The following is a 23,901-nucleotide window of genomic DNA, read 5'->3' as shown; positions in this document are numbered from 1 at the left end:
ATAGATAAAAATGCCTTGAAATGCAATGGCGCAAAATTAGGCATTATGCTTATCTTGGTTAACACGATCAGCAAATAGTACCGCCATGAAAAGCAGCCGCACGATTTCCTCCATTCTTAAGCTATTATCTGTCCTTTTGGGATTTGTGTTTGTCATTTTGTACGCAGCGCCTGTCGCTGCTAACGAACCGCCGGTCACTAATCGCACCGAGCTATTAGCGGACAGCAAAAACCTTTTGCCAATTGGAGATCTTTCTAAACAATCTTTAGTGATCATTACGCCTTCCACCAAAAAATACGAAGCGTTTATTCGGCAAGCAGAGCGATATGCCCCGATGGCAGCCTTTTCGTTTGCTGCTCTAGGCTCTGTGGTAACGCAATCACAGGTTATTTTAGTTGTTGCCGAACGAAGTGAGTTGCGTAGTGATATCCTATCCAAACTGCGCACTTACGCAGCAAAAGGGCAAACTATTGCATTCTGTGAGATAGGAGGTAGCAGTTTTAATCTTCCGGCTGGATTGACGGATAATATGATTCATCTGCGTAATCCTGCTAAAACACCATCCGCTCAGCGTGATTTGGCGATGTCCGTTTTTGGCGGCTTGCCGATTACTTCTGGGAAAAACAAACGTGCCCAAACGCGACTGCAATATGATGATGGCCAAGTTAAATCTTGGGGGCTTGATCTGGTGAAAATGACCAAAAATATTGATGCGATTGCCGAGGAGGCGATGAAAGAGCGAGCTACGCCAGGCATGGTGGTGATTATTGTCAAAAATGGCGCGGTGTTGTTAGAAAAAGCGTACGGGCATCATACGTATGATAAATCGCAGCGCACCACTTCAAATGATATTTTTGATCTGGCTTCCGTTTCCAAAATCGCAGCCACCACGCCATTGATTATGCACTTGTACGAAACGAAGCAGGTGCAGTTGGATAGCACTTTGGGATTTTATCTGCCGGCAGCGCGCCGGAGCAAAAAAGCAAAAACGAGCATACGAACGGTGCTATTGCATGAAGGTGGTTTTGAGCCTTACATTCCTTTCTATCGTGATCTTAAACCGGGAGATGTGCAGCGCGAAGCTTCAGTTACGCATGGTGTGCAAATGGCCGATCACGCTTTTCTCCGCAACGGATATTATGAACAAGTGATGTGGCCCAAAATGCTGGCTTCGCCCATCAAGGATGCTGGTAAATATGTCTATTCAGACATTAGCATGTATGCCATGAAAGAAGTGGCCGAAAAGGTGACGAATGAAGGAATAGAACCATATCTACAAAAATGGCTGTACAGCCGAATTGGTATGCAAACAACGGGCTACAATCCGAGAAAGCGCTTTCCTAAAAATCGTCTAATTCCTACGGAAAATGATACCACTTTTCGCAAGGAGTTGTTGCAGGGCTATGTGCATGATCAAGGTGCAGCGATGGCGAATGGCGTAGCAGGCCACGCTGGTTTGTTTGCTTCTGCCAATGATCTCGCCATTTATGGGCAAATGTTATTAAATCGGGGAACTTATGGCGGCGTGCGCTATTTCCAGCCAGCGACGGTCGACTTATTTACTTCGCGGCAATCACTCACTAGTCGGCGCGGATTAGGATTCGATCGCTATGATATGGATGCCAGCAAGGCGTATCCTTCTCAATTGGTGAATGAGTCAGTTTACGGACACACAGGCTTTACGGGTACTTGTGTGTGGATCGATCCAAAGAATCAATTGGTATATATATTCCTGTCCAATCGGGTATATCCTGACGTGTCCAACAAATTGTATGACCTCAACATTCGTAGCCGCATACAAGATGCGGTGTACGAGACGATCAACGAAGCTAGATAGTATCGTCGTCGTTGTAAAACTCCACTAAGCTCCGCATATACACATCATTCCAGCCGTCTACAATGTCGTCGTAAGCATCTTCGGGAATGTTGGCATGCTGCAATTCAAGTGAGGTTCCTTTTTTATGCGGGTGCAATTTGATGGTGACAACTGATTGATCATCTTGCTCGCCGAAATACCATTCTTGTACAATCTTTTCGGCAGGGATTAGTTCTAGAAACCGCCCGGTAATAGCGCCGTCCCACATAGAAAATTCACCATTTGGTCGTGCATCAATCGTTACGATGTCACCCGTCCACAGTCGTATGGTGGTTTCTGTTGTGAGGGCTAGATAAACTTCTTCCGGTGTAGCTGCTAAGGTGTAGTATTTCTTGAAATGCTTCATTAGGCAAAGATAGGTCAATATTTATGATTTGTGTTTTTTATCCTAACTTTGATGTATGAGTAACTTCCTGCCCAACGAGCTGATCAATCGGTTAAATGAAGAGCCTGAGTTTAATATGCAAGCTTTTCTAAAGGTGCATGAAAATGAACAGAAAATCTCCTCCATTCGGGTAAACCCAGCAAAATTGTCCGATCCTACATCCATTTTGTCGATTTCGGAGCGCGTGCCATGGTGCGATCTTGGTTATTTTTTGGATAAAAGACCGATCTATACCTTAGATCCTCTTTACCACGCAGGGGCTTACTATTCGCAGGAAGCAAGTTCCATGTTTTTGGCCTTTGCGATACAATCGCTCGGGTTAGATAGCGCGCGACTCGTTGCATTAGATTTGTGTGCGGCACCAGGCGGTAAATCTACCTTACTACAATCGTACCTTTCTGAAGATTCTTTGCTGGTTTCTAATGAAATCATTAAAGCGCGCGCCAATATTCTAGAAGAAAATAGCATGAAGTGGGGCGGCGTGAATGTGGTAGTTACCAATAATGATCCGGTATCTTTTGGGCGCTTACCTGGTTTCTTTGATTTGTTGGTTGTGGATGCGCCTTGCTCTGGCTCGGGTATGTTTCGCAAAGATCACGACGCGATCGATGAATGGTCGGAAGCGAATGTGAAGCTCTGCGCAGACCGACAACGAAGAATCTTGGCAGATACAATAGTTGGTTTAAAAACAGATGGCTACCTTTTTTATTCTACCTGCTCTTATTCTCGCGAAGAGAATGAGGCGATAGTCCATTGGTTGATAGAAGAATTTGATTTGATCTCGATATCTCTTGTTCCGCCTGCGGAATGGGGAATTACCACAACAAAAGCAGACGATGTGTCTGGATATCGTTTTTACCCACACGAGGTAAAGGGCGAAGGCTTTTTCTTTGCCATTCTGCAAAAGAAAGGCGAGCAGTCGACTTTCAGTAGAAAGAAGATCAAATCAGAGAAAAATAATGCCCCCAAAGATGAGTTGCGCAAATGGATCGATGATGAAGGGCTGTATGGTTTTCTGCACAACGATCAGCTACATGCTTTTCCTAAAAAGTATGAAGTAGAGCTGGAAGCTATACAGAAGATGTTGTACTTAAAGAATGCAGGAACGCGGCTGGGGAAATGGACAGGGCGTGAACTAATACCTTCGCATGATTTAGCATTGAGCACACGCGTGCGTACAGATATTGCTGGGGTAGAACTAGATCGAGAAACGGCGTTGCAATTTCTTCGCAAAGAAAATCTGGATGCAACTGTAAATGATTCTGGAAAGATAGGTTGGTTATTAGTGCGATATCAAGGCGTGAATCTCGGGTGGATTAAGGCAATGCCCAGTCGAATCAACAACTATTACCCCAAAGAGTTGCGAATCTCGAACTTATAGGGAATTGCGGTGCGCTAGGATGCGCACACAAATATCGGACGCTACGGCATCTTTGCTCTTCAGCTCGTAACGATGTTCCTTTCCATTTCTTTCGATGATAGTAATGTGGTTGGTGTCTGTTGAAAATCCTGCTCCAGCATCATTAGTAGAATTCAAGACAATGAAATCTAGATTTTTGCGGGCTAATTTGCCTTTTGCATTGGCCAATTCATCATTGGTTTCCAAAGCAAATCCGACCAAAGTTTGTTGATCCGTTTTTTGCTGACCCAAGGTCGCTAAGATATCCGTGGTGCGTTTGAGCGAAAGCGAGAATGCATCCTCTTTTTTCTTGATCTTTTGATCTGCGTATTCGTTGGGCGTATAGTCGGCCACGGCGGCGCTCATCACCACAATTTCAGAAGATGCAAAGTGATCCTGACAGGCGGCCAACATCTCGGCTGCCGAGCGCACTTTTATAATATCTACACCTTGTGGTACGATCTCATGCGATGGACCAGAAACTAAGGTAACGGCTGCACCTAAATCGCGTAATCGTTTGGCGATAGCGTAACCCATTTTGCCACTGGAGTGATTGCCGATGAATCGTACTGGATCGATCGCTTCATAGGTTGGTCCAGCAGTGACTAAAGCCTTAAGATTGGTGAAGGGCTTGTCGCCTCTGTGCTGTTCGGTTGATTGCTGTTTTTGTAAGAAATCAATGATGTCTTCTGGTTCGGCCAATCTTCCTTCGCCCGAAAGTCCGCTGGCCAATTCTCCATTGCCCGGAGGGATAATCTGATTGCCGTACGATTGAAGTAGTGAAATATTGCGTTTAGTTGCGGGATGTTTCCACATGTCGAGATCCATTGCGGGAGCAATGTAAACTGGGCATTTTGCGGAAAGATAGACCGCGGTGAGCAGATTGTCGCAAAGGCCATTTGCCATTTTGGCCAGTGTATTGGCCGAAGCAGGCGCGATTAATAGCAAGTCTGCATCAAGACCAATCTGCACATGATTGCTCCATTCTCCGGTTTTCCGATCGAAATATTCAACAAGAACAGATTGCTTGGATAAGGTAGCCAGCGTGAGCGGAGTGATAAACTCGGTGGCATCAGGGGTCATAATCACACGTACGGAAGCGCCTTCGTGGATCAGTAATCGGACAATAAGGGCAGATTTGTATGCGGCAATACTGCCGCATACGCCCAATACAATATTTTTGCCCTGCAAAGAAGACATGAAATTATTCTTGCTCTTTAGCAGGATTTCTGAAGTACACTTTATCGTGCAAAAAGTCGTCTATCGCTACCAAACTTGGTTTTGGTAAACGCTCATAGTGCTTCGAGATCTCAATTTGCTCTCTGTTTTCAAATACTTCTTCTAGGTTGTCGCTACTAGTTGCAAACTCTGCTAGCTTACCGCTCAACTCTTCTTTGATATCTACTGAAATCTGATTAGCACGTTTGCTTATCACTACGATAGACTCATAGATGTTATCAGTACCGGTATCCAAATCGCGTAAATCGCGAGTAACGGTAGTATTAGGGACAGTTGATGAATTATGACTCATAGTTTGATCGTATTTTCGTGTTGTTATTATTTTATTGTGCTTCGTTGGCGCTAGCGGCATCCGGACCGCCTGCTATACCAAGCTCCTCTTCATGTTTTTTTCTAGCCTCGTTCATTTGATCAGTCTGTTTGACTGCAAGAACGATTTTGCGTTCAGCGCTTTGACGTAATGTTTCGAGCTCTTTGACGTATTTGCTCTCAGGATAGTTTTGGATGAAACTCTGATAATAATCGATAGCATCATTGTAACGCGCTTCTTGGCGGAAGAAAGCACTATGCTCAGCAAACATGTACTGAGAGCGAACGATCAAATACTCAGCCTCTTCTGCATACTTGGTGTCAGGATACTGTCTGAGCATACTTTCGAAAGCGATAACGGCTGCTCTAAAGTCTGCTGGTTGTGCCATGTTGTAATACAATTTGGCATTATCGAAAGCTTTTTTCTCTAACTTATTACGAAGGTTTTGAATTAAATCAGACGCTTCTTCGCCGCGCTCAGATTCCGGATATAAATTCACGAATAACTGTAGCTCATCAATGGCTTTATACGTGTTTTCTTGATCCAAATTCGTGCGTGGCGAATCAATGTAAAAGCAATATGCCGACATAAAGCGACATTCTTCAGCGCGTGCGCTGTTGGGATAATTCTGCGCAAATGTCTTAAAGTGATATCGAGCTGATATGTAATCCTTCATACGGTATGCGGTATACGCCGAGTAGTAACTCAAATCTTCCGCCTCCGCACTTGCCCGATATTTGTTTAGTAAGTCGGTAAAAAGTATGGAAGCCTTTGAATACTTTCCAGCTTCATAATACTTGACCGCTTCTAGGTACTTCATCTGGATATTGTTACTGGCACGCAACCTCTCAAAGCGACTTTTACAAGCACCAAGACCCAATACCAGCACCGTGCCGAGACAAAAAAACCAGATACGTTTATGTGAAAACATTTTGCAAATATACTTCAATTCGTACTAATAATCAATTTATTTTTCGAATCTAAGGTAATTTAATAAAGTACACAAAGCATTTAGGTATCACCTATTTAACATTCTTTAACTCCGTAAAAACTTTAGTCATTACAGTGTTTTATTAAACCACCGATACGTAGCTGTTTAGATAAAATTGACTATCTTTATACCATAATTATAATAGTTAATAGTAAAATGACTTTACACGAGCGAGTTGAGCAGGCATTAGATACCATCAGACCTTATCTAGAAACAGACGGGGGGAATGTGAGTGTGGAAGAGATTACTGCAGATAATGTTGTGAAGCTGAAATTATTGGGTGCATGTGCTAATTGCGCCATGAGTATCATGACATTTAAAGCAGGTTTGGAGCAGGCTATTAAAAAGGCTGTTCCGGAGATTGTTTCTGTTGAGGCGGTTAATCTAACTGATATGGACGATCCAAACGCGACCACACCTAATTAATTTATCGTTTCCCGCTATAGACCTGATTAACACATTTTAACAACACTACCTATGGTGATTGTTTATTTTTGTGCATATGATTAAAGGGCTTCCATTTTTATTAGTTTGTATCTGTGTGCTGACAGGTTCTTTTGCTTATGCGCAGAAGAGAGAGATTGTGCAATTTTCCGGCGTAATTACAGCTACAGGTACGACGATTGAAGTGCCTTATGTAACCATCATTAATTCTAGCTTTGGGAATCAATTATTTATTGCCAACCACGAAGGTTATTTTACATTCGTAGCACACAAGGGAGATGTAATCGCCTTTTCGTCCATAGGTTATAAGCCGATGAAAATTACTGTACCAAATGACATTTCTGGGGATAAATATAGCCTCAATATTGAAATGGAAAGTTTGGTGGAAGAGCTTCCTATTGTCTCGATTGGTCCGCCGCTTCCATGGGCGAGTGTAGAAGAGTTTACCATGGCTTTTTTAAGCCTAAATGGAACAATGGACGAACATTTAAACGCGCGTAGAAATCTCACTCCAGAAGCTTTAGCAGCGATTTCTGCGATTTTGCCACGCAGTCCAGAAGAGATGCAGAGCTTTGATGGGCGAATGAACCATGTGCAGATGAACAATTCGGGTATGCGGCAAAATGCTACAACACCATTTCTAAACCCATTTGCTTGGGGAAGCTTTATCAACCAGATAAAAAATGGTGATTTTAGCAGAAAACGCTTAAAATACTAGCTATTCTTCGTGTATTCCTACCGATCCAAATCGCTTGATGCTTAATTTTGATGCAGCATACGAAATCAGTATAGAAGAAAGCATCACGGTAAAAAAGATCAGTGCAAAGTCCATATAACGTACCTCCACAGGATAAGCATCAAAAAGGGTCTGTCCGCCAGTACGTACAAATCCGTATTTGATCTGTAACAAACAAAAAGCAATTCCCAGCCCAATACCAATTACGCTGCCCAGCAGTGCAATAAGAATACCTTCAAAGAAAAATATGCGCTGAATAAGGCTAGCATCTGCCCCAAAGCTTTTCAAAACTTGAATATCCTTTTTCTTATCGATCACTAACATGGTCAATGAACCGATGATATTAAAGATGGCGATTACGCCAATGATGGTCACGATAAAGAATACAATCCACTTTTCCGAACTAACTGTTTTATATAAGGTAGGGTTTTGCTGCTGGCGATTTTTGACGATGAAGTCTTCGCCCAACTCTTTCTGTATGGATCGCTGTACTTTATTGACACCAGCCGGATCTTGTAAGAAAAGTTCAATAGCTGACACACGGTTTGGTTCACTTAACAAGTCTTTTGCAAAGCTTAGTGAGGTAATGACAAGGTCGTCAAAGCCCGGTTGGAATTTCATAACACCTGTTGGTGTGATCCTTCTTACGTTAATCTCATCCATTGGGTTGAGGTTACTCACCTGTGGATTGATGTTTTTCTTCGGAATGTATAATGCAATAGCATTATCAAACTCCTTGTAAGAAATCTGTAAATTGGTTTGTACCTGAGCACCTATAATGGCGAAATTAGTACTGTCTGCTTGTACCTTAAAGTCGCCAAACAACAACATCTCTTCCGTTGCCTGCGTGTGCAAACTTTCTTGTTCCACGCCTTTGATTCGGCCTACAAATTGTTGATTGCCATATTGCACCAGCACGCGATCTTCCAGAATTTCGCTATATGATTTGATATCATCATTCGAGCGCAGCTCTTTAAAAATAGCACCCTCGGCATCGAATACTTTTCCAGCTGTGGGCTCAATACGCAGATCGGGTGAGAACACGCTGTACTGTGATAAGATAAACTGCTCCATGCCATTGTAGAAGGAAAGTACAATAACCAAAGCGGCACTACTCACGAGCACTCCCACTACGCTAATAGAAGAAATGATATTGATAGCGTTTACAGACTTTTTGGAAAAGAGATATCGCTTCGCGAAGAATAAAGGCAACTTCATGAATTAACCTTGGATGAAAGGGTTTGAGGTCTTTTCAAAGCCGATTGTAGTAGTCGGGCCGTGGCCAGGATAAACCGTCGTCTCATCAGGCAAGCTGTAAATTCTTTCTTGAATACTTTGCAATAGTTGCGCATGGTTTCCTCCGGGAAGATCCGTGCGGCCAATGCTATTGCGAAATAAGACATCGCCGCCGATCAAAAAATTATGCTTAGCAGAATAGAAGCAAAGGTGTGCAGGTGAATGACCAGGTGCTAAAATAGCTTCCAAAGTTTCATCTCCCAACGCAATGATATCCTTATCGGATAGAAATCGCTCAGCAATCGGTGCCGCGTCGTAATTAAAACCCATCTGTGGTGCATAATTCTGCACTTCTAGCAAAACAGGGATTTCGCCTTCATGAAATTGCGCCAGTAACCCAAAGTTGTCATACACAAATTTGTTGCCCAAGACATGATCCACATGGCAGTGTGTGTTCAATAGCAAAATCGGCTTAAGTCCATTATTACTGATGAAAGATAGAAAGTGTTGTTCTTCCTGCCTGTTGTGCATACCCGGATCTACAATAATACAGTCTTTCTGCTCATTGTAAAGAACGTACGTATTCTCTTGATAAGGATTGTAAGTAAGGGTTTCGATTGCTATCATCTTCAAAAATAGAAACTATTTCGCCTGCTGCCAAATCTCCCAATTCTTATCTGCTTGTAGGATCAGCATCTCCAAACCATTTTTGGTTACAGCTCCTTGTTTGCGTCCTTGCTTTAAGAAAAGTGTTTCCTCCGGATTATAAATCAAGTCGTAGAGGTAGTGATCTTTTCCGATAGCATAATAAGGAATAGGAGGACAAGCTTCTACATGTGGGAACGTACCCAGAGGCGTGCAATTGATAATCAAACGATGTTCGGCGATCATTTCTATCGATAATTCATCGTAGCTAATAGCGGAGTCCGATTTGGTTCTGCTCACTAGCTGCGTGACGACGCCAAGTTTTCTCAGTACATATAGCACCGCTTTGGCGGCTCCTCCATTGCCCAACACCAAAGCCTTACGATGTTTTTCTGAATTCCAATATTTTTTTAAAGATTCCTCAAATCCATATGCATCTGTATTGTAACCGACTAGCTTCTTTTGACCTGCCGGTAGATGCTGTATCGTGATGCAGTTTACTGCGCCAATGTCCCTAGCTTCCTCCGATAATTCATGCAAGTATGGCATCACTGTCTGCTTGTACGGAATAGTTACGTTGCAACCAACAAAATCCGTATTTTCTTCCGTATATAGATTCGGAAAATCTTCGATGTTCGGGATAGGATACAAATCGTAATCTATTCCCACAATATTTTCCTTTTCCATCTTCTCCACATAATACTTCTTGGAGAAAGAATGCCCCAAAGGATAGCCAATCAGGCCAAGCTTCTTCATATATAAAAGGATCTTATCCGGTGTATTTCTTTATTAATTCTAAAATGACTTGGTTGCCTTCCAACTGTGGTAAGTATTCGAATATCACGTACGCTTTATCCGGATCTTTGGTCAGGGCGATATCCAAGAAGTTTAGCGCTTCATTCAAATTTCCATTTGCAATAAGATACGCCACCGTACGATAATACAACAAAGCTTCATCCGGATTGCATTTGATACCTTCAGCCATGGATTCAATTGCCGCTTCCAGTTTTCCCTGCTCAAATAATAGCGAAGAATAATCTAGCCAAGCTTCGGCATCCGTAGGATTTAGTTCTACGACGCGAGAATAAGCATATTCCGATTCTTCGATCTGATGCAGCTTGTAACGTGCATCCGCGATTGCAAACCAGAAGTCTGGATTTTCCTCGTCTATTTCTAACGCTTTCTTGTAGTAATAAAGCGATTCAAAATATCGACCTTCAGAATCAAGCGTTACGCCAATCCCAAACCAAGCATCGGCGTGTAGCGTATCCAGTTTGACTGATTTTTCATAATACTCCCGTGCTTTCGTCATTTTGTCGAGTTTCTCATAGCACTCTCCAATGGCACAAAAGGTTTCGGCACGCGGACTTTCGAATTCAAACGTATGCTTGAACACATCTATAGCTTCCCGATAACGCTCCATATTAATCAAGGCATTGCCTTTGTCCAGATAGGCTGGAGAAAACTTCTCCTGTATTAATATCGCGTAGTCGTACGCATCAATGGCTTCTTCGAATTTCCCTAAATGATGGAAGGCATTACCTAAGTTGTACCAAGCCACGAAAGAATAGGGGTCACTATCAATGTATTTTTGATAAAAGGAAATACTTTCTTCTAAGCGCTCTAGTCGATCGTAACATTCTGCAATCGCGTAGAGGGCATCAGAATTTTCATTATTGAGGCTCAATGTTTTTTTGAAAAACTGAATAGCTTTAGACAAATCATTATTTGATTGATGCATCTGTCCAATTTGAAAATAGATGTCGTCTTTAGAATCACTGAGTTCCAGCGCACGGTAGAAGTTTTCTTCCGCTCTTGCAGAGTCACCGTAAGAAGCAAATACCGCTCCTTTGATCAGGTAAATTTCTGATTCGGATGGCTCTAATAACTCCGCTTTTTCCAATGCTTCTAGCGCAAGCGAAAGCTGTTGCATACTGAGTAGCAATTGCGCTTTGCGAATAAAGAAGTTGGTCTCGAAAGGATGTTGGTTCAGGGCAAACTCTGCGACTTGCAACGCTTTTACAGGATCATTTTTCCCGATGTAATATTCAATGATTCCTTCAAAAGCAATCGTGTCAAAGAAGTACTGATCTTCGTTGCGAAGCATTTCCTCATACCGATCCACTGAGTGCTTCTGTTCTTCGGGCGATCCGAAGTCAAAATTTTCTTCCATAGTACAGTATCTCCTAATGGTTGACAAAGCAACGTTAATCCGTTGCGTTGAAATGAAGATAAACGTTTTCGGGCTCAAATTATCCCGATTGTTTTCCACATTTACACATTAGACTGTAAACGAGTCATTTTGTTTAATGTTGGAAATAATAGAAAACAGAAAAGCCGACTCGCAAGAGTCGGCTTTCTTATGTTGATAATTATACTTTCGTATGATTATTTTTTGATCTCAACACGACGGTTTTGAACGCGACCAGCTTCAGTATCGTTAGACGCTACTGGGTTAGACTCGCCTTTACCTTCTGCAGTTACTTTAGCAGCAGCAACACCTGCATTTACTAAGTACTGTCTTACCGCGTTAGCACGATCTTTAGAAAGGTTTTGGTTGTATGCTTCGTTACCTTCAGCAGATGCATAACCATCTAATTTTACAGATCCGTTAGTATCACGTAGTTCTTTCGCTAATCTATCAAGAGTAGAGTAAGATTCAGTTTTCAATACAGAGCTATCAAATTCGAATTGAATTGGAGCTGCGTAAGAACCTGTCGCTACGTTGTTGATAACTTGTGGCTCTGGGAATTTGATTGGACATCCAGCACCATCTACTTGAGTTCCAGCAGGAGTGTTAGGACATTTGTCAAATTTATCAGATACACCGTCACCATCAGAGTCTTTGCTCAATTGATCAACAGTACCTTCTAAAGTAGATACGCGTTGTTTCAAAGCTTCAACTTCGTTTCTCAACGTGTTGTCTTTCAACTCATCGTAAAGAGCCGCAACTGGGTTAGCAAAAGTCAAGTTCTCTTTGTCGCGTGAACCTAGAGTGAACTCTAAACCACCAGTAACTGTAGAGAATTTTCCTTTGTAGTCAGTACGAGCTGGTCCGTAGAATCTGTTATCATCCGTGAAGTTCATGGTGTAACCTAAGTTCAAGGCAACAACTTCAGATAATTTGAATTTCGCACCAACACCTACTGGAATGAATCCAGAAAGTTTGTTTTTACGATCTCCTGTAGATTCACGATCTCCGAAGATTTCAGAACCCCAGTTTCCTTCGTTGTTATAAACTTCAGCACCTGAAAAGTCGTTGTTTGCGAATTGTACTGGATTAGATGCCAATACTCCCAAACCTACTTTAGCGTAGAAGTTTACTGCGTTTTCTCTGCGCATGAAGTCGATAGTACCCAATTGGAATACACCGTTCAAGCTACCAGACCAGTCAACGTTAACCTCAGCAGAACGAGCTCCTAAGCCATTCTCGATAGCAGGGCCAGAAGCATCAGCATTGAAAGTTTTGATACGACCACGGTTACCTTCCAATTCTAAACCGAATAGGTGAGAGAATTGTTTACGGATAGTCAAACCATAGTACTCACCAACACTGTTTTGGAAGTAACCAACTTTTTGACCGAAAGCGTTAGATCCGCCAGTCAAAACGTTAGGTGCAGTGATACCACCGTGAACACCGATAGACCAAGTTCTGTATTGAGATCTTCCACCGAATACAGTTGGTTGTTGAGCCTGAGCAACTTCAGCAAAACCGAAAGCGGCTACTAAAGAAGCTGCAACAGCTGTTTTTTTAATTGTAGAATAGTTCATACTCTTGTTTTTAAGGTTATTGAATTTTTAATTGTTTCTATTTAATCCCAATTGATCATCTCTCTTACAAGAACGATGCCAAAACTTTTTTTTGCATCTGTGAATTTGTAAAATTCTATCCTATGGGTATTGTGCCGTAAAAATACGTTAATACAAACGATGTTTCCAAATTTTAAAAGAAAAATTTCTTCTAAATGGAGCAAATATTTTTTTCGACTATTCTAAACGATGTAATGGATGATCGCAAAAGTGATTCCTCCTAATACCGCACTAACTGGAATAGTAAGAACCCAAGCCCACAAAAGGCTGATGGTAACACCCCAGCGAACTGCAGAAACGCGTTTTACCACGCCAACACCAATGATCGCACCAGTAATGGTGTGTGTGGTAGAAGCAGGAATACCGAAATGCTCTGTAATACCTAATGTCAATGCACCAGCACTTTCCGCACTAACACCTTCTAATGGTGTTACCTTAGTAATTTTCGTACCCATGGTTTTTACAATCTTCCACCCGCCGCTCATCGTACCTGCAGCAATGGCCACATAACACGATAACGGCACCCATTCTGGCATGGACTCAAAATTCGGAATCACCTGTTGAGCGATCAGCGCCGTAGCGATAATACCCATCACCTTTTGTGCATCATTACCACCGTGGGCGAAGCTCAAAGCACCAGAAGATATCAATTGAAATATCTTAAACCATTTCGAGGCGACTGCTGGTCTTGACTTTTTGGCCAGATTAATAATTATTAAGGTAATGATGATAGAGATCGTCATACCAATTACAGGGGCAAGCACGATAAAGGAAATGATCTTCGCAGTAGCACCTAAGTTTACGGCATCTAAAGGATTCGCACCTTGAATAAGGGCGAATGCCATACCCGAACCTGCAAAACCGCCAATTAAGGTGTGCGATGAACTAGAGGGAATACCATAATACCACGTAAATAAATTCCAAGATATGGCCGCTACCAAACCAGCGAAAATCACTTCCAGCGTGATGTATTCTTCTAAGACGGTTTTCGCAATGGTATTAGCTACCTTGTGATCTGTAAAATAAAAGTAGGCGGCAAAATTAAATAGGGCTGCCCACAGTACTGCTACGAAAGGCGTTAACACTTTCGTCGAAACGATGGTTGCGATAGAGTTCGCGGCATCATGAAACCCGTTGATATAATCAAACGCGATTGCTAATATGACAACGACGACAAGTAATGTAGTAATCATGTACTATTTGTTTTCTTTGTAAAGTACGCTCTGCTAATTACGCGTTTTTAACTAATATACTCTCCAATACATTGGATACATCCTCGCATTTGTCTGTGGCCGTCTCCATCGAAGACAAGATCTCTTTGTGCTTGATTAGGATGATGGCGTCTTTCTCGAATTCAAATAACTCGGCTACCGCTTTTTCAAAAATGTAATCAGCTTTATTCTCTACGCTATTGATGCGTACACAAGAGTCTGTAATATTTCTGACGTTTTTGATGTCTTTTAATTCATATACCGCTTTGGCCACATGCTCTGTTGCTTCGATCAGCAATTCGGCCAATTCTTTCATGGCTTGTGTTGGGTTTTCTACTTTATACAAATCCATCCGGTTAGAGGCTCCATGAATATAATCGGCCACATCGTCTAATGAACTTGCTAAAGAGTGAATATCCTCACGATCGAACGGGGTAATAAAGTTTTTGCCCAGTTCCAAATGGATTTGATGCGTGATATCGTCTCCACGATGCTCTAGATCTTCGATTTTCTTTGTCAACGTCTTACGCAGTACTTTGTCTGTAGTATTGACAGATTCATTGAGAACCTTAGCCATTTCGATCAGGTTAGAGCCTGCTTGCTCGAAAAGAGGAAAGAATTTTTTGTCCTTAGGAACGAAAAAATTGAAGATATTACCTAATGCCATATGATGTGATGTTTAAGCCTACAAAAGTATGTAGCTAATGTTAAGTTAATGTTAAGTTTCTTTGTTTTTATCCGTTAGTCAATTTTGCCTTTTGCAGTGTAAATGAAAAGGTTGTCCCAATTCCCTCTGTACTGCGTACATGTACACTTTGCTGATGCGCTTCTACAATGTGTTTTACAATGGATAGGCCTAATCCAGAACCACCAATATCACGGGATCGACTTTTGTCTGTCCGATAAAATCGCTCAAATACACGAGCTAAATTTTTCTCCTCAATACCATGGCCATTGTCGGTCACTTCAACTAATATCTGCTCAAATAGCGGGCTGGTTTTGATGGTTGTCGTACCACCTTGGTTTCCGTATTTGATGGAATTTTCCACTAAATTGATTAAGACTTGCTGAATTTTCTTTTTGTCGGCCTTCACAAAGATCTGTTGTGTAGACTTGTTGGCCATCTTCAGCGATATGGCGCTACTTTTTGACTTATCCTCTAAGTATTCGATTGTATCGTTGATGAGGTCATTGATATCGAAACGTTCGATATTGAGTACGACGGCGCCAGATTCTAATTTGGCAATTTCATCAAGATCACTAATAAGATAGCTTAGTCGGTCGATATTTCTGGAAGCTTTCGCAAGGAAGTTCAACGCCATGTCAGGATCTTCTTCCATCACGCCGTCTTGCAACGTTTCGATGTATCCCTGTACTGCAAAAAGTGGGGTTTTGAATTCGTGTAATGTATTAGAAAGAAATTCTTTTCTAAACTTGGCCTGTTCTTTCAGTCGGCCGATCTCCGACATTTTTTGGTTGGCCCAAGCAGATACTTCCTGTTCGGCCTCGGCAATCGGATTTTCTGGGCGATAAGGGCCAAGCGCCTCCTTCAGATCTTTACCCAACTTGAGGTTGGTAATCAGTTTATACAGATTATGGATTCGATCGTTGATAGAGCGCTCCAGCACGGTGCTGATAATCAGGTAGCTTGCCACAAATACGGCTGTAGCTATGGTCGCGGGACGCTTCCACTCTGGCATGAAATACAACAGGATACCCAAAATGACACATGCAAAGGAGAATGAGACAAAGAAGGATATCTGTCTAAAGGTCATAAGGACTTTTTTGAGTTTATAAAACCCAAATATACAAATGCTTTATTAAGGAATTGTTAAAGGCGCGCTAAAGTCGTTTTGCCGCCGACGACCTTATCACCAATCTTGACATCGATCTGCGTGCCAATGGGCAGAAAAAGATCGACACGAGAACCAAATTTGATAAAGCCAAACTCGGTACCTTGTTCCACTTGATCGCCTTCATTCACATACCAGACAATTCTGCGCGCTAGAGCCCCAGCAATTTGTCTAAAAAGAACTTCTACACCATTCTCTTGCTTTACTACAATGGTCGTACGCTCATTATCCGAAGAGGATTTGGGATGCCATGCGACCAAAAATTTGCCGGGATGATATTTAAAGAATGAAACCAATCCAGAGATCGGGCTTCTGTTGATATGTACGTTTACCGGCGACATAAAGATAGAAACCTGCAAACGACGGTCTTTGAAATATTCGTTCTCTTCAGTTTCTTCAATCACAACCACCTTGCCGTCTGCTGGACAAAGAATTGTATTTGCAGACTGTACTATAGTGCGTGTCGGACTACGAAAGAATTGTAGAATAGTGAGGGTTAGAAATGCAGATAACAGGTAGAAGAACCATTTAACGTACGTATTGGCGTCGTAATAGTTGGCTACGGCATTCACAATAAAACAAAAGAGAATGACTAAAGCTAAACTGGTGTATCCTTCTTTATGAAATTTCATGTTGATATCTGATTAATTCCCGCAAAAGTAATCTTTTTGTCTAATTATTCGTGCTCCAATTTTCGTTCAATGCGATTCGTCTGGAATTGTAGGCTTTTATCGAGCGCCATAGACATGGTGCCGTATACCGTGATCGTATCATCAATGTATTCTCCATCTTTAAAGGATGGGACATAAAATGGAATCGTTTCGACTACTTTTTTAAAGCCGTCGTTTATTTCGTTGGGTAGTGGTTTCACAATCTTGGTACCACGTGGGGTGCCATCTTTACGCACACGAACTTCAAAGGCAAAATCTGTCGTCGTTGGATTTTCCATCTGCACTAATTGGAAAGAAGTGCGCAGATATTCTGCGAGATAAACGGTAAATCCAGTAAAATCATCGTAGGTGCATTGTTTAAAGACCAAAGTTTCTGCCCGATAGAAGTTGTCGTAAGGCAAAATTCCATACACTGGCGTAGTATATTCGGCGTCTTTGAATGCGTCATAACCTCGTAGCAAAACGCCATCTCGATAATATTCCTCGGCTGCAAATTCTTTTTGTTTCGCTTCTGGATTTTCAAAGTGAACGTTCCACGCGCCATTCGGTAAACCATCTTTGATGCGGCCGCTCATTGAATAGAAGCCAAATCCATATTCAGAAAATCCGTCTATTGGATTGCGAAATTCATATCGGCCATCGCCCTGCTTCACGCTTAATCTTCCACGGCGATCCCATTGCGATACAATGCGCGTAGTAGAATCAGAAAAAGAAACGCTCAAGAAGGGTTTACCATCAGGATAATAGTAATTCCAAAAGCCGCCCGGTTGGTTGTCTTTAAACGTTACTTCCCATTTTATTTGCCGATTCGGATGATAAGCAACGAAAGCACCATGTTTTGCACCTTGTGTGTATGCACCTGTCAATAAAAGAGTTCCATCTGCACTGTAATCAGCAAATTTGCCGTCGAATTTATTGGTCGCGCGATCAAACCCTGCACGTCGTTCAATAGATTTGAACTCACAGTTTTTATCCACCAAAAAGTAGTTTTGGTCATAAAAGAAATGAACTTCATCGGCATCGATCCGCTCGAAAAAGACATTGCTGATCGAATCTTGTGCAGTCGCTGTAGACAAAGTCGCCAATATCGATAGACAGAATACAAGTAATGTAAATGTGTTCTTATGTTTCATTTTAAAATATGAAATGCTAATGTGCTTCTAACCAATTGCTTCCTTCGCCGATCTCTACTTCCAACGGAACTTCCATGGTGATCGCAGTCTTCATTCGGTGACTGATGATTTCTTTAAATGCGCCCACTTCAGACTTCGGAACATCAAACACCAACTCATCATGTACCTGCATGATCATCTTTCCTTTTAAGCCTTTTTCCAAAATATCCTGATGGATATGGATCATGGCGACTTTAATCATATCTGCGGCAGAACCTTGAATAGGCGCATTAATCGCGTTGCGTTCGGCGAAGCCGCGCACGGTCATATTTGCCGAGTTGATATCTCGTAAATAACGTCTGCGTTTCAGAATTGTTTCTACATAACCATTTTCTTTGGCCGTCTCAATCGTTTTGGACATATAGTCGCGGATACCGCTGTATTGTGCAAAATATTGATCGATGATCTCGGCCGCTTCTTTTCTAGAAATCTTCAAGTTTTGCGAAAGGCCAAAAGCCGACTGCCCGTAGATAATCCCGAAATTAACCGCTTTGGCATTACGACGTTGATCGGAGGTGACATCTTCTAGTGCAATTCCATATACGCGGGCCGCCGTAGCGCGGTGGATATCTTGATTCTTTTGAAATGCTTCCATCATGTTGGCATCTTTACTGAGTTCGGCCATCAGGCGCAGTTCAATCTGCGAATAATCGGCAGAAAGCAAGACGTGATCCGCATTGCGCGGAATGAAAGCCTTGCGCACTTCGCGACCGCGCTCGGTACGGATAGGAATGTTTTGCAGATTTGGATTTGTCGAACTCAAGCGGCCAGTTGCAGCAACCGCCTGATTGTACGAGGTGTGAATCAGCCCTGTTTCTGCATTAATCAGTGTTGGTAAAGCATCTACATAGGTAGATTTTAGCTTTTGCATCTGCCGGAAGTCCAGGATATCCTGGACGATATCCGATTTATCGGCCAAAGCTAACAACACGTCTTCGCCCGTCTTATATTGACCGGTTTTTGTTTTCTTTGCTTTCGGGTCTAGTTGTAGTTTATCGAACAGCACTTCTCCAAGCTGTTTTGGTGATGCAATGTTGAACGTAATGCCCGCTTTTTCGTAGATCGAAGCCTCTATTTTGGCCACCTCTTTCTCCAAACCTTTCGAAATAGTTTTCAATGTATCTACATCGATCTTGACACCATTTTGCTCGATCGAGGATAGCACATACACCAAAGGAAACTCGACTTCCCTTGCCAATTTCTCGGTGGCACTATCTTGCAATAGCGGTTCAAAAATCTCCTTGAGTTGCAGTGTGATATCGGCATCCTCGCTGGCATATTCTTTTATTTTCTCGATCTCTACATCGCGCATCGATCCTTGTTTCTTGCCTTTAGCACCGATGAGCTCGGTGATAGATACCGGCGTGTAGCTCAAATACGTTTCGGCTAGCACATCCATGCCGTGGCGCGTATCTGGATCGATGAGATAATGCGCCAACATCGTGTCAAACAATTCTCCACGAAGGTGCACATCGTATCGCGACAGCAACAAAATATCATATTTTATATTTTGTCCGATTTTACTAATGGATGGATCTTCGAGCACCGCCTTGAATGGCGCAATCACGGCTAATGCTTCATCTCTATTCGCTGGCGTAGGTACGTAATAAGCGATGCCTTTTTCCAGAGCGAATGACATACCTACGATCTCGGCAGAAAGCGCATCGAGACCAGTCGTTTCTGTATCAAAAGCAAATTCCTTGCTCTTGGATAATAGTTGCACCAAGTCCGCTTTTTTCTCTGGCGTATCCGCCAGATGATACGTGTGTGCTATCGTATGAATACTATGCTCTGCCACGGTCGGTTCAGATCCTGCGGTAGGCATAGCTGGAAATCCAGATTTGGCTGCGCTAAAGAGATCCATCTGTCCGCTGGACTTTTTGCCATCGGCGTCCGTAATCGTGAAATCATCACCAAAAACCCGCTTTCCTAGCGTTCTAAATTCAAGCTCTGCAAATAATGGTTCTAGCAGCTCCTTATTTGGTGCCGTGTATAGTAAGGCAGCTTCATCCAATTCCGTTGGCACATCGAGTAAAATGGTAGCCAATTTTTTAGAAACCAAACCTTGCTCCGCAAAATTCTCTACATTCTCTTTCTGTTTGCCTTTTAATTTATCGGTGTTGGCAATTAGTCCTTCGATGCTTTTATATTCTTGGATCAGTTTCTTGGCCGTTTTTTCGCCGATTCCTGGTATTCCCGGAATGTTATCCACCGCATCACCCCAAAGGCCCAAAATATCGATCACTTGTAAAGGATCGGTTATTTCCCATTTTTCTAAAATTTCAGGTACACCAAGCACCTCTGCGCCATTGCCCATGCGAGCAGGTTTGTAGATAAAAATATTATCGGACACGAGCTGGCCAAAATCTTTATCGGGCGTCATGCAGTACACGGTAAAGCCACTTTGCTCTGCACGCTTAGCTAGCGTACCAATGATATCGTCGGCTTCGTAACCATCTTTGGTGATAATAGGGATATCAAAACCTTCTATAAGGCGAAAAATATAAGGAATAGAAGCGGCCAAATCCTCTGGCATTTTCTCGCGTTGCGCTTTGTATGCTTCAAAATCCAGATGACGCTGCGTCGGAGCTTCCGTATCGAATACGACCGCAATGTGCGAAGGTTGCTGATTCTTCAACACTTCTAACAAGGTGTTGGTAAACCCCATGATCGCACCCGTGTTCAGACCGTAAGAAGTAAGACGGGGGACTTTGTTTAACGCAAAATAGGAGCGGTAAATCAGCGCCATGCCATCAAGAAGAAACAGTTTTTTATCGCTATTATTTGAGGAGCTCATACTAGATTTTTAAAAATTCGAAGCGTAGCAAATATACTTTTTATTTTATTAGAACCGTGGGTTGGGGCGGATAATTGGCACGTTCGAATATCCGCATCTATGCGGTGCAGAAACGGATATTTGCCGATAAGGCAATCTTTCTTACATCGCTTTTCGTAACTTTGTATAAGCAGATTAAAAAAGCGACAAACCATCGGATGGCATACCTGATCTGTTGTGGGAGTACGCATGATAAAGAATAACGTAGTATAGAGCGAAATGATAAATCGAGGTGTTTTAAAAGGTCTGGTAACGAAATCTACAGGAAGTTGGTATCAGGTACTCGGTGAGGATAACGAGCGCTACGAATGTCGTATCAAGGGAAAGTTTCGTATTAAAGGTATCAAAACTACCAATCCGATTGCAGTAGGAGATCGCGTTACGATCGAGCTAGAGCAAGAAGAAGGATATGCGGTGATTACGACACTAGAGCCGCGAAAGAATTATATTATTCGTCGCTCCATCAACCTTTCTAAGCAAACGCAGATTATCGGTGCCAATTTAGATCAAGCATTGCTGGTGGTCACGTTGGCTTCGCCGCCAACTTCCATGGGTTTTATTGATCGGTTTCTGGTCACAGCAGAAGCATATAGCATACCCGCCGTGTTGGTGTTTAATAAATTAGATCTTTTTAGTGCCGAAGGATTGGAAATTCTGCACGACTACAAATCCATTTATACGAATATTGGTTATACCTGTTTGGAAGTTTCTGCTTTAGAAGGTACGAATCTCACGTCGCTTCACGAGCTGCTGCAAGACAAGATTAGTCTCGTTTCTGGTCATTCTGGTGTCGGTAAATCGACCTTGATTAATGCCTTGATTCCTGATGTTAATCTGAAAACCGGACAAATCTCTGCTTGGTCCGACAAAGGCAAACATACCACCACCTTTGCCGAGATGCTCGATTTGCCTTTTGGTGGTAGCCTCATCGATACACCAGGAATTCGTGAATTGGGTGTGGTAGATATCGAACCACAGGAGCTTTCGCATTTCTTTCCGGAAATGCGTGCGCTGATGAATCAGTGCCGATTCAATAATTGCAGACACATTAATGAGCCTGGCTGTGCCGTGATGGAAGCCGTAGAAGAGGAGAAAATTGACTTGTCGCGTTACGAAAGTTATCTAAGCATCTATCACAATGAAGATTCGCGACATTAACAAGCTGTAAAATAAATTTCTACAAGAAAAACATAGATTCAATTCCTTTGTTAAGCAGAAGACTTAGTTAGTAAATTTGATCAAATACAATTTATGAAACCTATTTGGAAGTGGATCATTGGTATAGTTGGTGCGATACTCGTGATTGTGCTGGGAGCCGCTTGGTATCTCAGTAATAACTATAAGCCTATCTTAGAAGGTAAATTAAAAGAAATTATTTCCGAATCGTCGGATGGCCTATATACGCTGGAATACGATGAGCTAGATCTCAATGTGGTGCTCGGAAACGTGACGTTGAAAAATGCGGTATTGGTGCCTGATAGTGCCGTATACGAACAGTTGATGACCGCAGAAAAGGCGCCGGATAATCGTTTTCATATCGCGTTGGATGAATTGAAGATTCGTCGTTTTGGTTTGATGAACCTTTTGCTTAATAAAAAGTTGAGCATCAGTTCTATTGAATTGGCGACGCCCAAAGTGCATATGATTAGCCAGCCACATGCCTATAATGATACGGTCAAAAATGAGCAACCGAAAACGTTGTACGAACAGATCAAGGATGACCTTTCGTCGATTGCGGTCGATAAGATAGACTTCACAAATGTGAAATTTAGTCATACAAAAATTTCGAACGGAAAGCGATCGACCATGGAGTTGGATAGCGTGCAGTTGCACATTAGAGACGTATTGATCGATGAGCATTCCGAACAAGATTCTTCCAGACTATTTTATACGAAGCTAGTGGACTTATCCTTGCCAGGATTTGAATACGATTTGCCAGATGGTTTTCATCGGGCCAAGTTCGATCATCTCCAGTTGAATACTCAAAATCGCAGTTTATTTGTGAGCAAGGTTTCATTCGCTCCGCGAATGAGTAAAAGTGAGTTTTTCAGAAAGAAAGGGAAGAAAACCACCATGGCGATCATGATGGTAGACAGTCTGAGCTTCGAAGGTTTGGATATTGCGCGCTTGATTGACGATCAGAAAATCTACGCTCGTGAAGCGAAGCTCAAGAATGGCTCTGTATCATTATACATGGATCTGCGCTATCCATCTACGCCCAAATCACAAATCGGGAATTCGCCCCATCAGCAGATTATGAAGCTTAAGCAAGCTGTACAAGTGGATACGGTATATATAGAAAATATTGATGTCTTGTACGGAGAGACCAGTAAGAAATATAATCAAGAGGGTATTATCACCTTTAATAATGCGACGGGTGTAGTTACCAATGTGACTAACGACACTACTATATTGCAGAAAGATAAGTTTATGCGAGCCGATCTTCGCGCGAAGATTATGAATTCGGGCAATATACATGTTATCTTTGGCTTTGATATGTTGAGCAAGAATGGCGCGCATACGTACAAAGGTAGCTTGGGCGCGATGAAAGCAACGGCATTCAACCGTATTATAAAGCCGTTGGTAAATGTAGAGATTAGTTCAGGCAATATTCGAAAAGTGAGCTTTGATATGGCCGGAACAGATTACCGGAACTGGGGTGATTTTCGTTTCGATTACGATGATTTGAAGATCAAGATATTGGGTAGCAAAGATGAGGAAGGCAAGCGATCCAGCAAAGGTATTCTATCCTTTCTAGTGAATCAGATCATCATCAATGATAGTAATCCAGACGCGAACGAAGTGTACCACAAAGGTACTGTGGAGTATAAAAGAGATCCTACGCATTCGTTCTGGAAGACATTGTGGCAGAGTTTGCTAGATGGTATCAAACAAACAGCGGGAATTAGTGCAGAGCGTGAAGCTAAATTAACGCAGGCAGGACGCAAATCACAAGAAGCTGCAACGGGGGTAAAAGGTGCTGCGCAGAGAACCGGTGGATTCATCAAAGGCTTGTTTAGTAAAAAGGACAAGGATGAGGCGGATAATAAAAAAGAAGAAAAAAAGGAAAAATCAAAATAGCAACCT

Annotated in this window: 21 protein-coding genes; 6 read left to right on the top strand and 15 right to left on the bottom strand. The window is 42.3% G+C overall.

Annotated features, from left to right (window positions below; genetic code table 11):
- Nucleotides 1–85 precede the first annotated feature (85 nt).
- Nucleotides 86–1,837, top strand: coding sequence for a serine hydrolase domain-containing protein (locus AC3IRT_RS17495; protein ID WP_489394483.1), 1,752 nt, complete (start codon nt 86–88; stop codon nt 1,835–1,837).
- On the opposite strand, the gene AC3IRT_RS17490 is transcribed toward AC3IRT_RS17495, so the two are convergent.
- Nucleotides 1,830–2,222 (bottom strand): SRPBCC domain-containing protein, encoded by a 393-nt coding sequence (locus tag AC3IRT_RS17490; protein WP_489394482.1) that lies wholly within the window; start codon nt 2,220–2,222, stop codon nt 1,830–1,832. The genes AC3IRT_RS17495 and AC3IRT_RS17490 overlap by 8 nt on opposite strands.
- A 55-nt stretch (nt 2,223–2,277) precedes the next feature.
- Between AC3IRT_RS17490 and AC3IRT_RS17485 the strand changes: the two genes are divergently transcribed.
- Nucleotides 2,278–3,642, top strand: a complete 1,365-nt coding sequence (locus AC3IRT_RS17485; protein WP_489394481.1) for a methyltransferase RsmF C-terminal domain-like protein — start codon at nt 2,278–2,280, stop codon at nt 3,640–3,642.
- Here AC3IRT_RS17485 and coaBC read toward each other — a convergent pair.
- The 3 genes from coaBC to AC3IRT_RS17470 are packed head-to-tail and all read right to left on the bottom strand — an operon-like array spanning nt 3,637 to nt 6,140.
- Nucleotides 3,637–4,860: a bifunctional phosphopantothenoylcysteine decarboxylase/phosphopantothenate--cysteine ligase CoaBC gene (gene coaBC, locus AC3IRT_RS17480; protein ID WP_489394480.1), complete on the bottom strand. Its 1,224-nt coding sequence runs from the start codon at nt 4,858–4,860 to the stop codon at nt 3,637–3,639. The genes AC3IRT_RS17485 and coaBC overlap by 6 nt on opposite strands.
- Before the next feature lie 4 nt (nt 4,861–4,864).
- Nucleotides 4,865–5,191, bottom strand: coding sequence for a DNA-directed RNA polymerase subunit omega (locus tag AC3IRT_RS17475; protein ID WP_489394479.1), 327 nt, complete (start codon nt 5,189–5,191; stop codon nt 4,865–4,867).
- Between the two features lie 31 nt (nt 5,192–5,222).
- The gene (locus tag AC3IRT_RS17470; protein WP_489394478.1) at nt 5,223–6,140 is read right to left on the bottom strand and encodes an outer membrane protein assembly factor BamD; all 918 of its coding nucleotides are present in this window, start codon (nt 6,138–6,140) and stop codon (nt 5,223–5,225) included.
- A gap of 216 nt (nt 6,141–6,356) precedes the next feature.
- Between AC3IRT_RS17470 and AC3IRT_RS17465 the strand changes: the two genes are divergently transcribed.
- Both AC3IRT_RS17465 and AC3IRT_RS17460 read left to right on the top strand, forming a co-directional pair.
- Complete coding sequence (locus AC3IRT_RS17465) at nt 6,357–6,626, top strand: NifU family protein (RefSeq protein ID WP_489394477.1); 270 nt, start codon at nt 6,357–6,359, stop codon at nt 6,624–6,626.
- A 76-nt stretch (nt 6,627–6,702) separates the two neighbouring features.
- The gene (locus tag AC3IRT_RS17460) at nt 6,703–7,362 is read left to right on the top strand and encodes a hypothetical protein (protein ID WP_489394476.1); all 660 of its coding nucleotides are present in this window, start codon (nt 6,703–6,705) and stop codon (nt 7,360–7,362) included.
- Here the strand turns inward: AC3IRT_RS17460 and AC3IRT_RS17455 are convergent, their stop codons facing one another.
- The 11 genes from AC3IRT_RS17455 to polA form a co-directional block, all read right to left on the bottom strand.
- Nucleotides 7,363–8,598, bottom strand: a complete 1,236-nt coding sequence (locus AC3IRT_RS17455; protein ID WP_489394475.1) for an FtsX-like permease family protein — start codon at nt 8,596–8,598, stop codon at nt 7,363–7,365.
- A 3-nt stretch (nt 8,599–8,601) separates the two neighbouring features.
- A complete protein-coding gene (locus AC3IRT_RS17450) occupies nt 8,602–9,243 on the bottom strand; it encodes an MBL fold metallo-hydrolase (RefSeq protein WP_489396148.1) in 642 nt (213 codons plus the stop codon).
- A gap of 15 nt (nt 9,244–9,258) precedes the next feature.
- On the bottom strand, nt 9,259–10,017 hold the full coding sequence (locus AC3IRT_RS17445) for a shikimate dehydrogenase family protein (protein ID WP_489394474.1): 759 nt from the start codon (nt 10,015–10,017) through the stop codon (nt 9,259–9,261).
- 13 nt (nt 10,018–10,030) lie between these two features.
- On the bottom strand, nt 10,031–11,434 hold the full coding sequence (locus tag AC3IRT_RS17440; protein WP_489394473.1) for a tetratricopeptide repeat protein: 1,404 nt from the start codon (nt 11,432–11,434) through the stop codon (nt 10,031–10,033).
- 215 nt (nt 11,435–11,649) lie between these two features.
- Nucleotides 11,650–13,032, bottom strand: coding sequence for an OmpA family protein (locus tag AC3IRT_RS17435; protein WP_489394472.1), 1,383 nt, complete (start codon nt 13,030–13,032; stop codon nt 11,650–11,652).
- Nucleotides 13,033–13,253: 221 nt separating this feature from the next.
- The gene (locus tag AC3IRT_RS17430) at nt 13,254–14,264 is read right to left on the bottom strand and encodes an inorganic phosphate transporter (protein WP_489394471.1); all 1,011 of its coding nucleotides are present in this window, start codon (nt 14,262–14,264) and stop codon (nt 13,254–13,256) included.
- 37 nt (nt 14,265–14,301) lie between these two features.
- Nucleotides 14,302–14,949, bottom strand: coding sequence for a DUF47 domain-containing protein (locus tag AC3IRT_RS17425; RefSeq protein WP_489394470.1), 648 nt, complete (start codon nt 14,947–14,949; stop codon nt 14,302–14,304).
- Between the two features lie 67 nt (nt 14,950–15,016).
- Nucleotides 15,017–16,057, bottom strand: a complete 1,041-nt coding sequence (locus AC3IRT_RS17420) for a sensor histidine kinase (RefSeq protein ID WP_489394469.1) — start codon at nt 16,055–16,057, stop codon at nt 15,017–15,019.
- Between the two features lie 56 nt (nt 16,058–16,113).
- Nucleotides 16,114–16,767 carry a phosphatidylserine decarboxylase family protein gene (locus tag AC3IRT_RS17415; protein ID WP_489394468.1) on the bottom strand — a complete coding sequence of 218 codons (654 nt, stop codon included), beginning with the start codon at nt 16,765–16,767 and terminating at the stop codon, nt 16,114–16,116.
- A gap of 44 nt (nt 16,768–16,811) precedes the next feature.
- Entirely contained in the window at nt 16,812–17,939 is a 1,128-nt protein-coding gene (locus tag AC3IRT_RS17410; RefSeq protein ID WP_489394467.1) for a toxin-antitoxin system YwqK family antitoxin, read from the bottom strand.
- 16 nt (nt 17,940–17,955) lie between these two features.
- A complete protein-coding gene (gene polA / locus AC3IRT_RS17405) occupies nt 17,956–20,775 on the bottom strand; it encodes a DNA polymerase I (protein WP_489394466.1) in 2,820 nt (939 codons plus the stop codon).
- Nucleotides 20,776–21,033: 258 nt separating this feature from the next.
- On the opposite strand from polA, the gene rsgA reads away from it, so the two are divergent.
- Both rsgA and AC3IRT_RS17395 read left to right on the top strand, forming a co-directional pair.
- Nucleotides 21,034–21,972: a ribosome small subunit-dependent GTPase A gene (gene rsgA, locus AC3IRT_RS17400; RefSeq protein WP_489394465.1), complete on the top strand. Its 939-nt coding sequence runs from the start codon at nt 21,034–21,036 to the stop codon at nt 21,970–21,972.
- 93 nt (nt 21,973–22,065) lie between these two features.
- On the top strand, nt 22,066–23,895 hold the full coding sequence (locus AC3IRT_RS17395; RefSeq protein WP_489394464.1) for a hypothetical protein: 1,830 nt from the start codon (nt 22,066–22,068) through the stop codon (nt 23,893–23,895).
- The last annotated feature ends 6 nt before the right edge of the window (nt 23,896–23,901 follow it).

It is taken from the genome of Sphingobacterium sp. KH_072 (assembly GCF_057837975.1).
This window is presented reverse-complemented; position numbering and strand designations above follow the sequence as displayed.

Bases quoted from the DNA above. Each gene is read 5' to 3' on its own strand.
- AC3IRT_RS17470 (WP_489394478.1), bottom strand. From the start codon at position 6,140: ATGTTTTCACATAAACGTATCTGGTTTTTTTGTCTCGGCACGGTGCTG.
- AC3IRT_RS17445 (WP_489394474.1), bottom strand. From the start codon at position 10,017: ATGAAGAAGCTTGGCCTGATTGGCTATCCTTTGGGGCATTCTTTCTCC.
- AC3IRT_RS17430 (WP_489394471.1), bottom strand. From the start codon at position 14,264: ATGATTACTACATTACTTGTCGTCGTTGTCATATTAGCAATCGCGTTT.
- AC3IRT_RS17475 (WP_489394479.1), bottom strand. From the start codon at position 5,191: ATGAGTCATAATTCATCAACTGTCCCTAATACTACCGTTACTCGCGAT.
- AC3IRT_RS17450 (WP_489396148.1), bottom strand. From the start codon at position 9,243: ATGATAGCAATCGAAACCCTTACTTACAATCCTTATCAAGAGAATACG.
- polA (WP_489394466.1), bottom strand. From the start codon at position 20,775: ATGAGCTCCTCAAATAATAGCGATAAAAAACTGTTTCTTCTTGATGGC.
- AC3IRT_RS17440 (WP_489394473.1), bottom strand. From the start codon at position 11,434: ATGGAAGAAAATTTTGACTTCGGATCGCCCGAAGAACAGAAGCACTCA.
- AC3IRT_RS17455 (WP_489394475.1), bottom strand. From the start codon at position 8,598: ATGAAGTTGCCTTTATTCTTCGCGAAGCGATATCTCTTTTCCAAAAAG.
- AC3IRT_RS17495 (WP_489394483.1), top strand. From the start codon at position 86: ATGAAAAGCAGCCGCACGATTTCCTCCATTCTTAAGCTATTATCTGTC.
- rsgA (WP_489394465.1), top strand. From the start codon at position 21,034: ATGATAAATCGAGGTGTTTTAAAAGGTCTGGTAACGAAATCTACAGGA.
- AC3IRT_RS17460 (WP_489394476.1), top strand. From the start codon at position 6,703: ATGATTAAAGGGCTTCCATTTTTATTAGTTTGTATCTGTGTGCTGACA.
- AC3IRT_RS17395 (WP_489394464.1), top strand. From the start codon at position 22,066: ATGAAACCTATTTGGAAGTGGATCATTGGTATAGTTGGTGCGATACTC.
- AC3IRT_RS17425 (WP_489394470.1), bottom strand. From the start codon at position 14,949: ATGGCATTAGGTAATATCTTCAATTTTTTCGTTCCTAAGGACAAAAAA.
- AC3IRT_RS17420 (WP_489394469.1), bottom strand. From the start codon at position 16,057: ATGACCTTTAGACAGATATCCTTCTTTGTCTCATTCTCCTTTGCATGT.
- AC3IRT_RS17410 (WP_489394467.1), bottom strand. From the start codon at position 17,939: ATGAAACATAAGAACACATTTACATTACTTGTATTCTGTCTATCGATA.
- AC3IRT_RS17435 (WP_489394472.1), bottom strand. From the start codon at position 13,032: ATGAACTATTCTACAATTAAAAAAACAGCTGTTGCAGCTTCTTTAGTA.
- AC3IRT_RS17490 (WP_489394482.1), bottom strand. From the start codon at position 2,222: ATGAAGCATTTCAAGAAATACTACACCTTAGCAGCTACACCGGAAGAA.
- AC3IRT_RS17415 (WP_489394468.1), bottom strand. From the start codon at position 16,767: ATGAAATTTCATAAAGAAGGATACACCAGTTTAGCTTTAGTCATTCTC.
- AC3IRT_RS17485 (WP_489394481.1), top strand. From the start codon at position 2,278: ATGAGTAACTTCCTGCCCAACGAGCTGATCAATCGGTTAAATGAAGAG.
- coaBC (WP_489394480.1), bottom strand. From the start codon at position 4,860: ATGTCTTCTTTGCAGGGCAAAAATATTGTATTGGGCGTATGCGGCAGT.
- AC3IRT_RS17465 (WP_489394477.1), top strand. From the start codon at position 6,357: ATGACTTTACACGAGCGAGTTGAGCAGGCATTAGATACCATCAGACCT.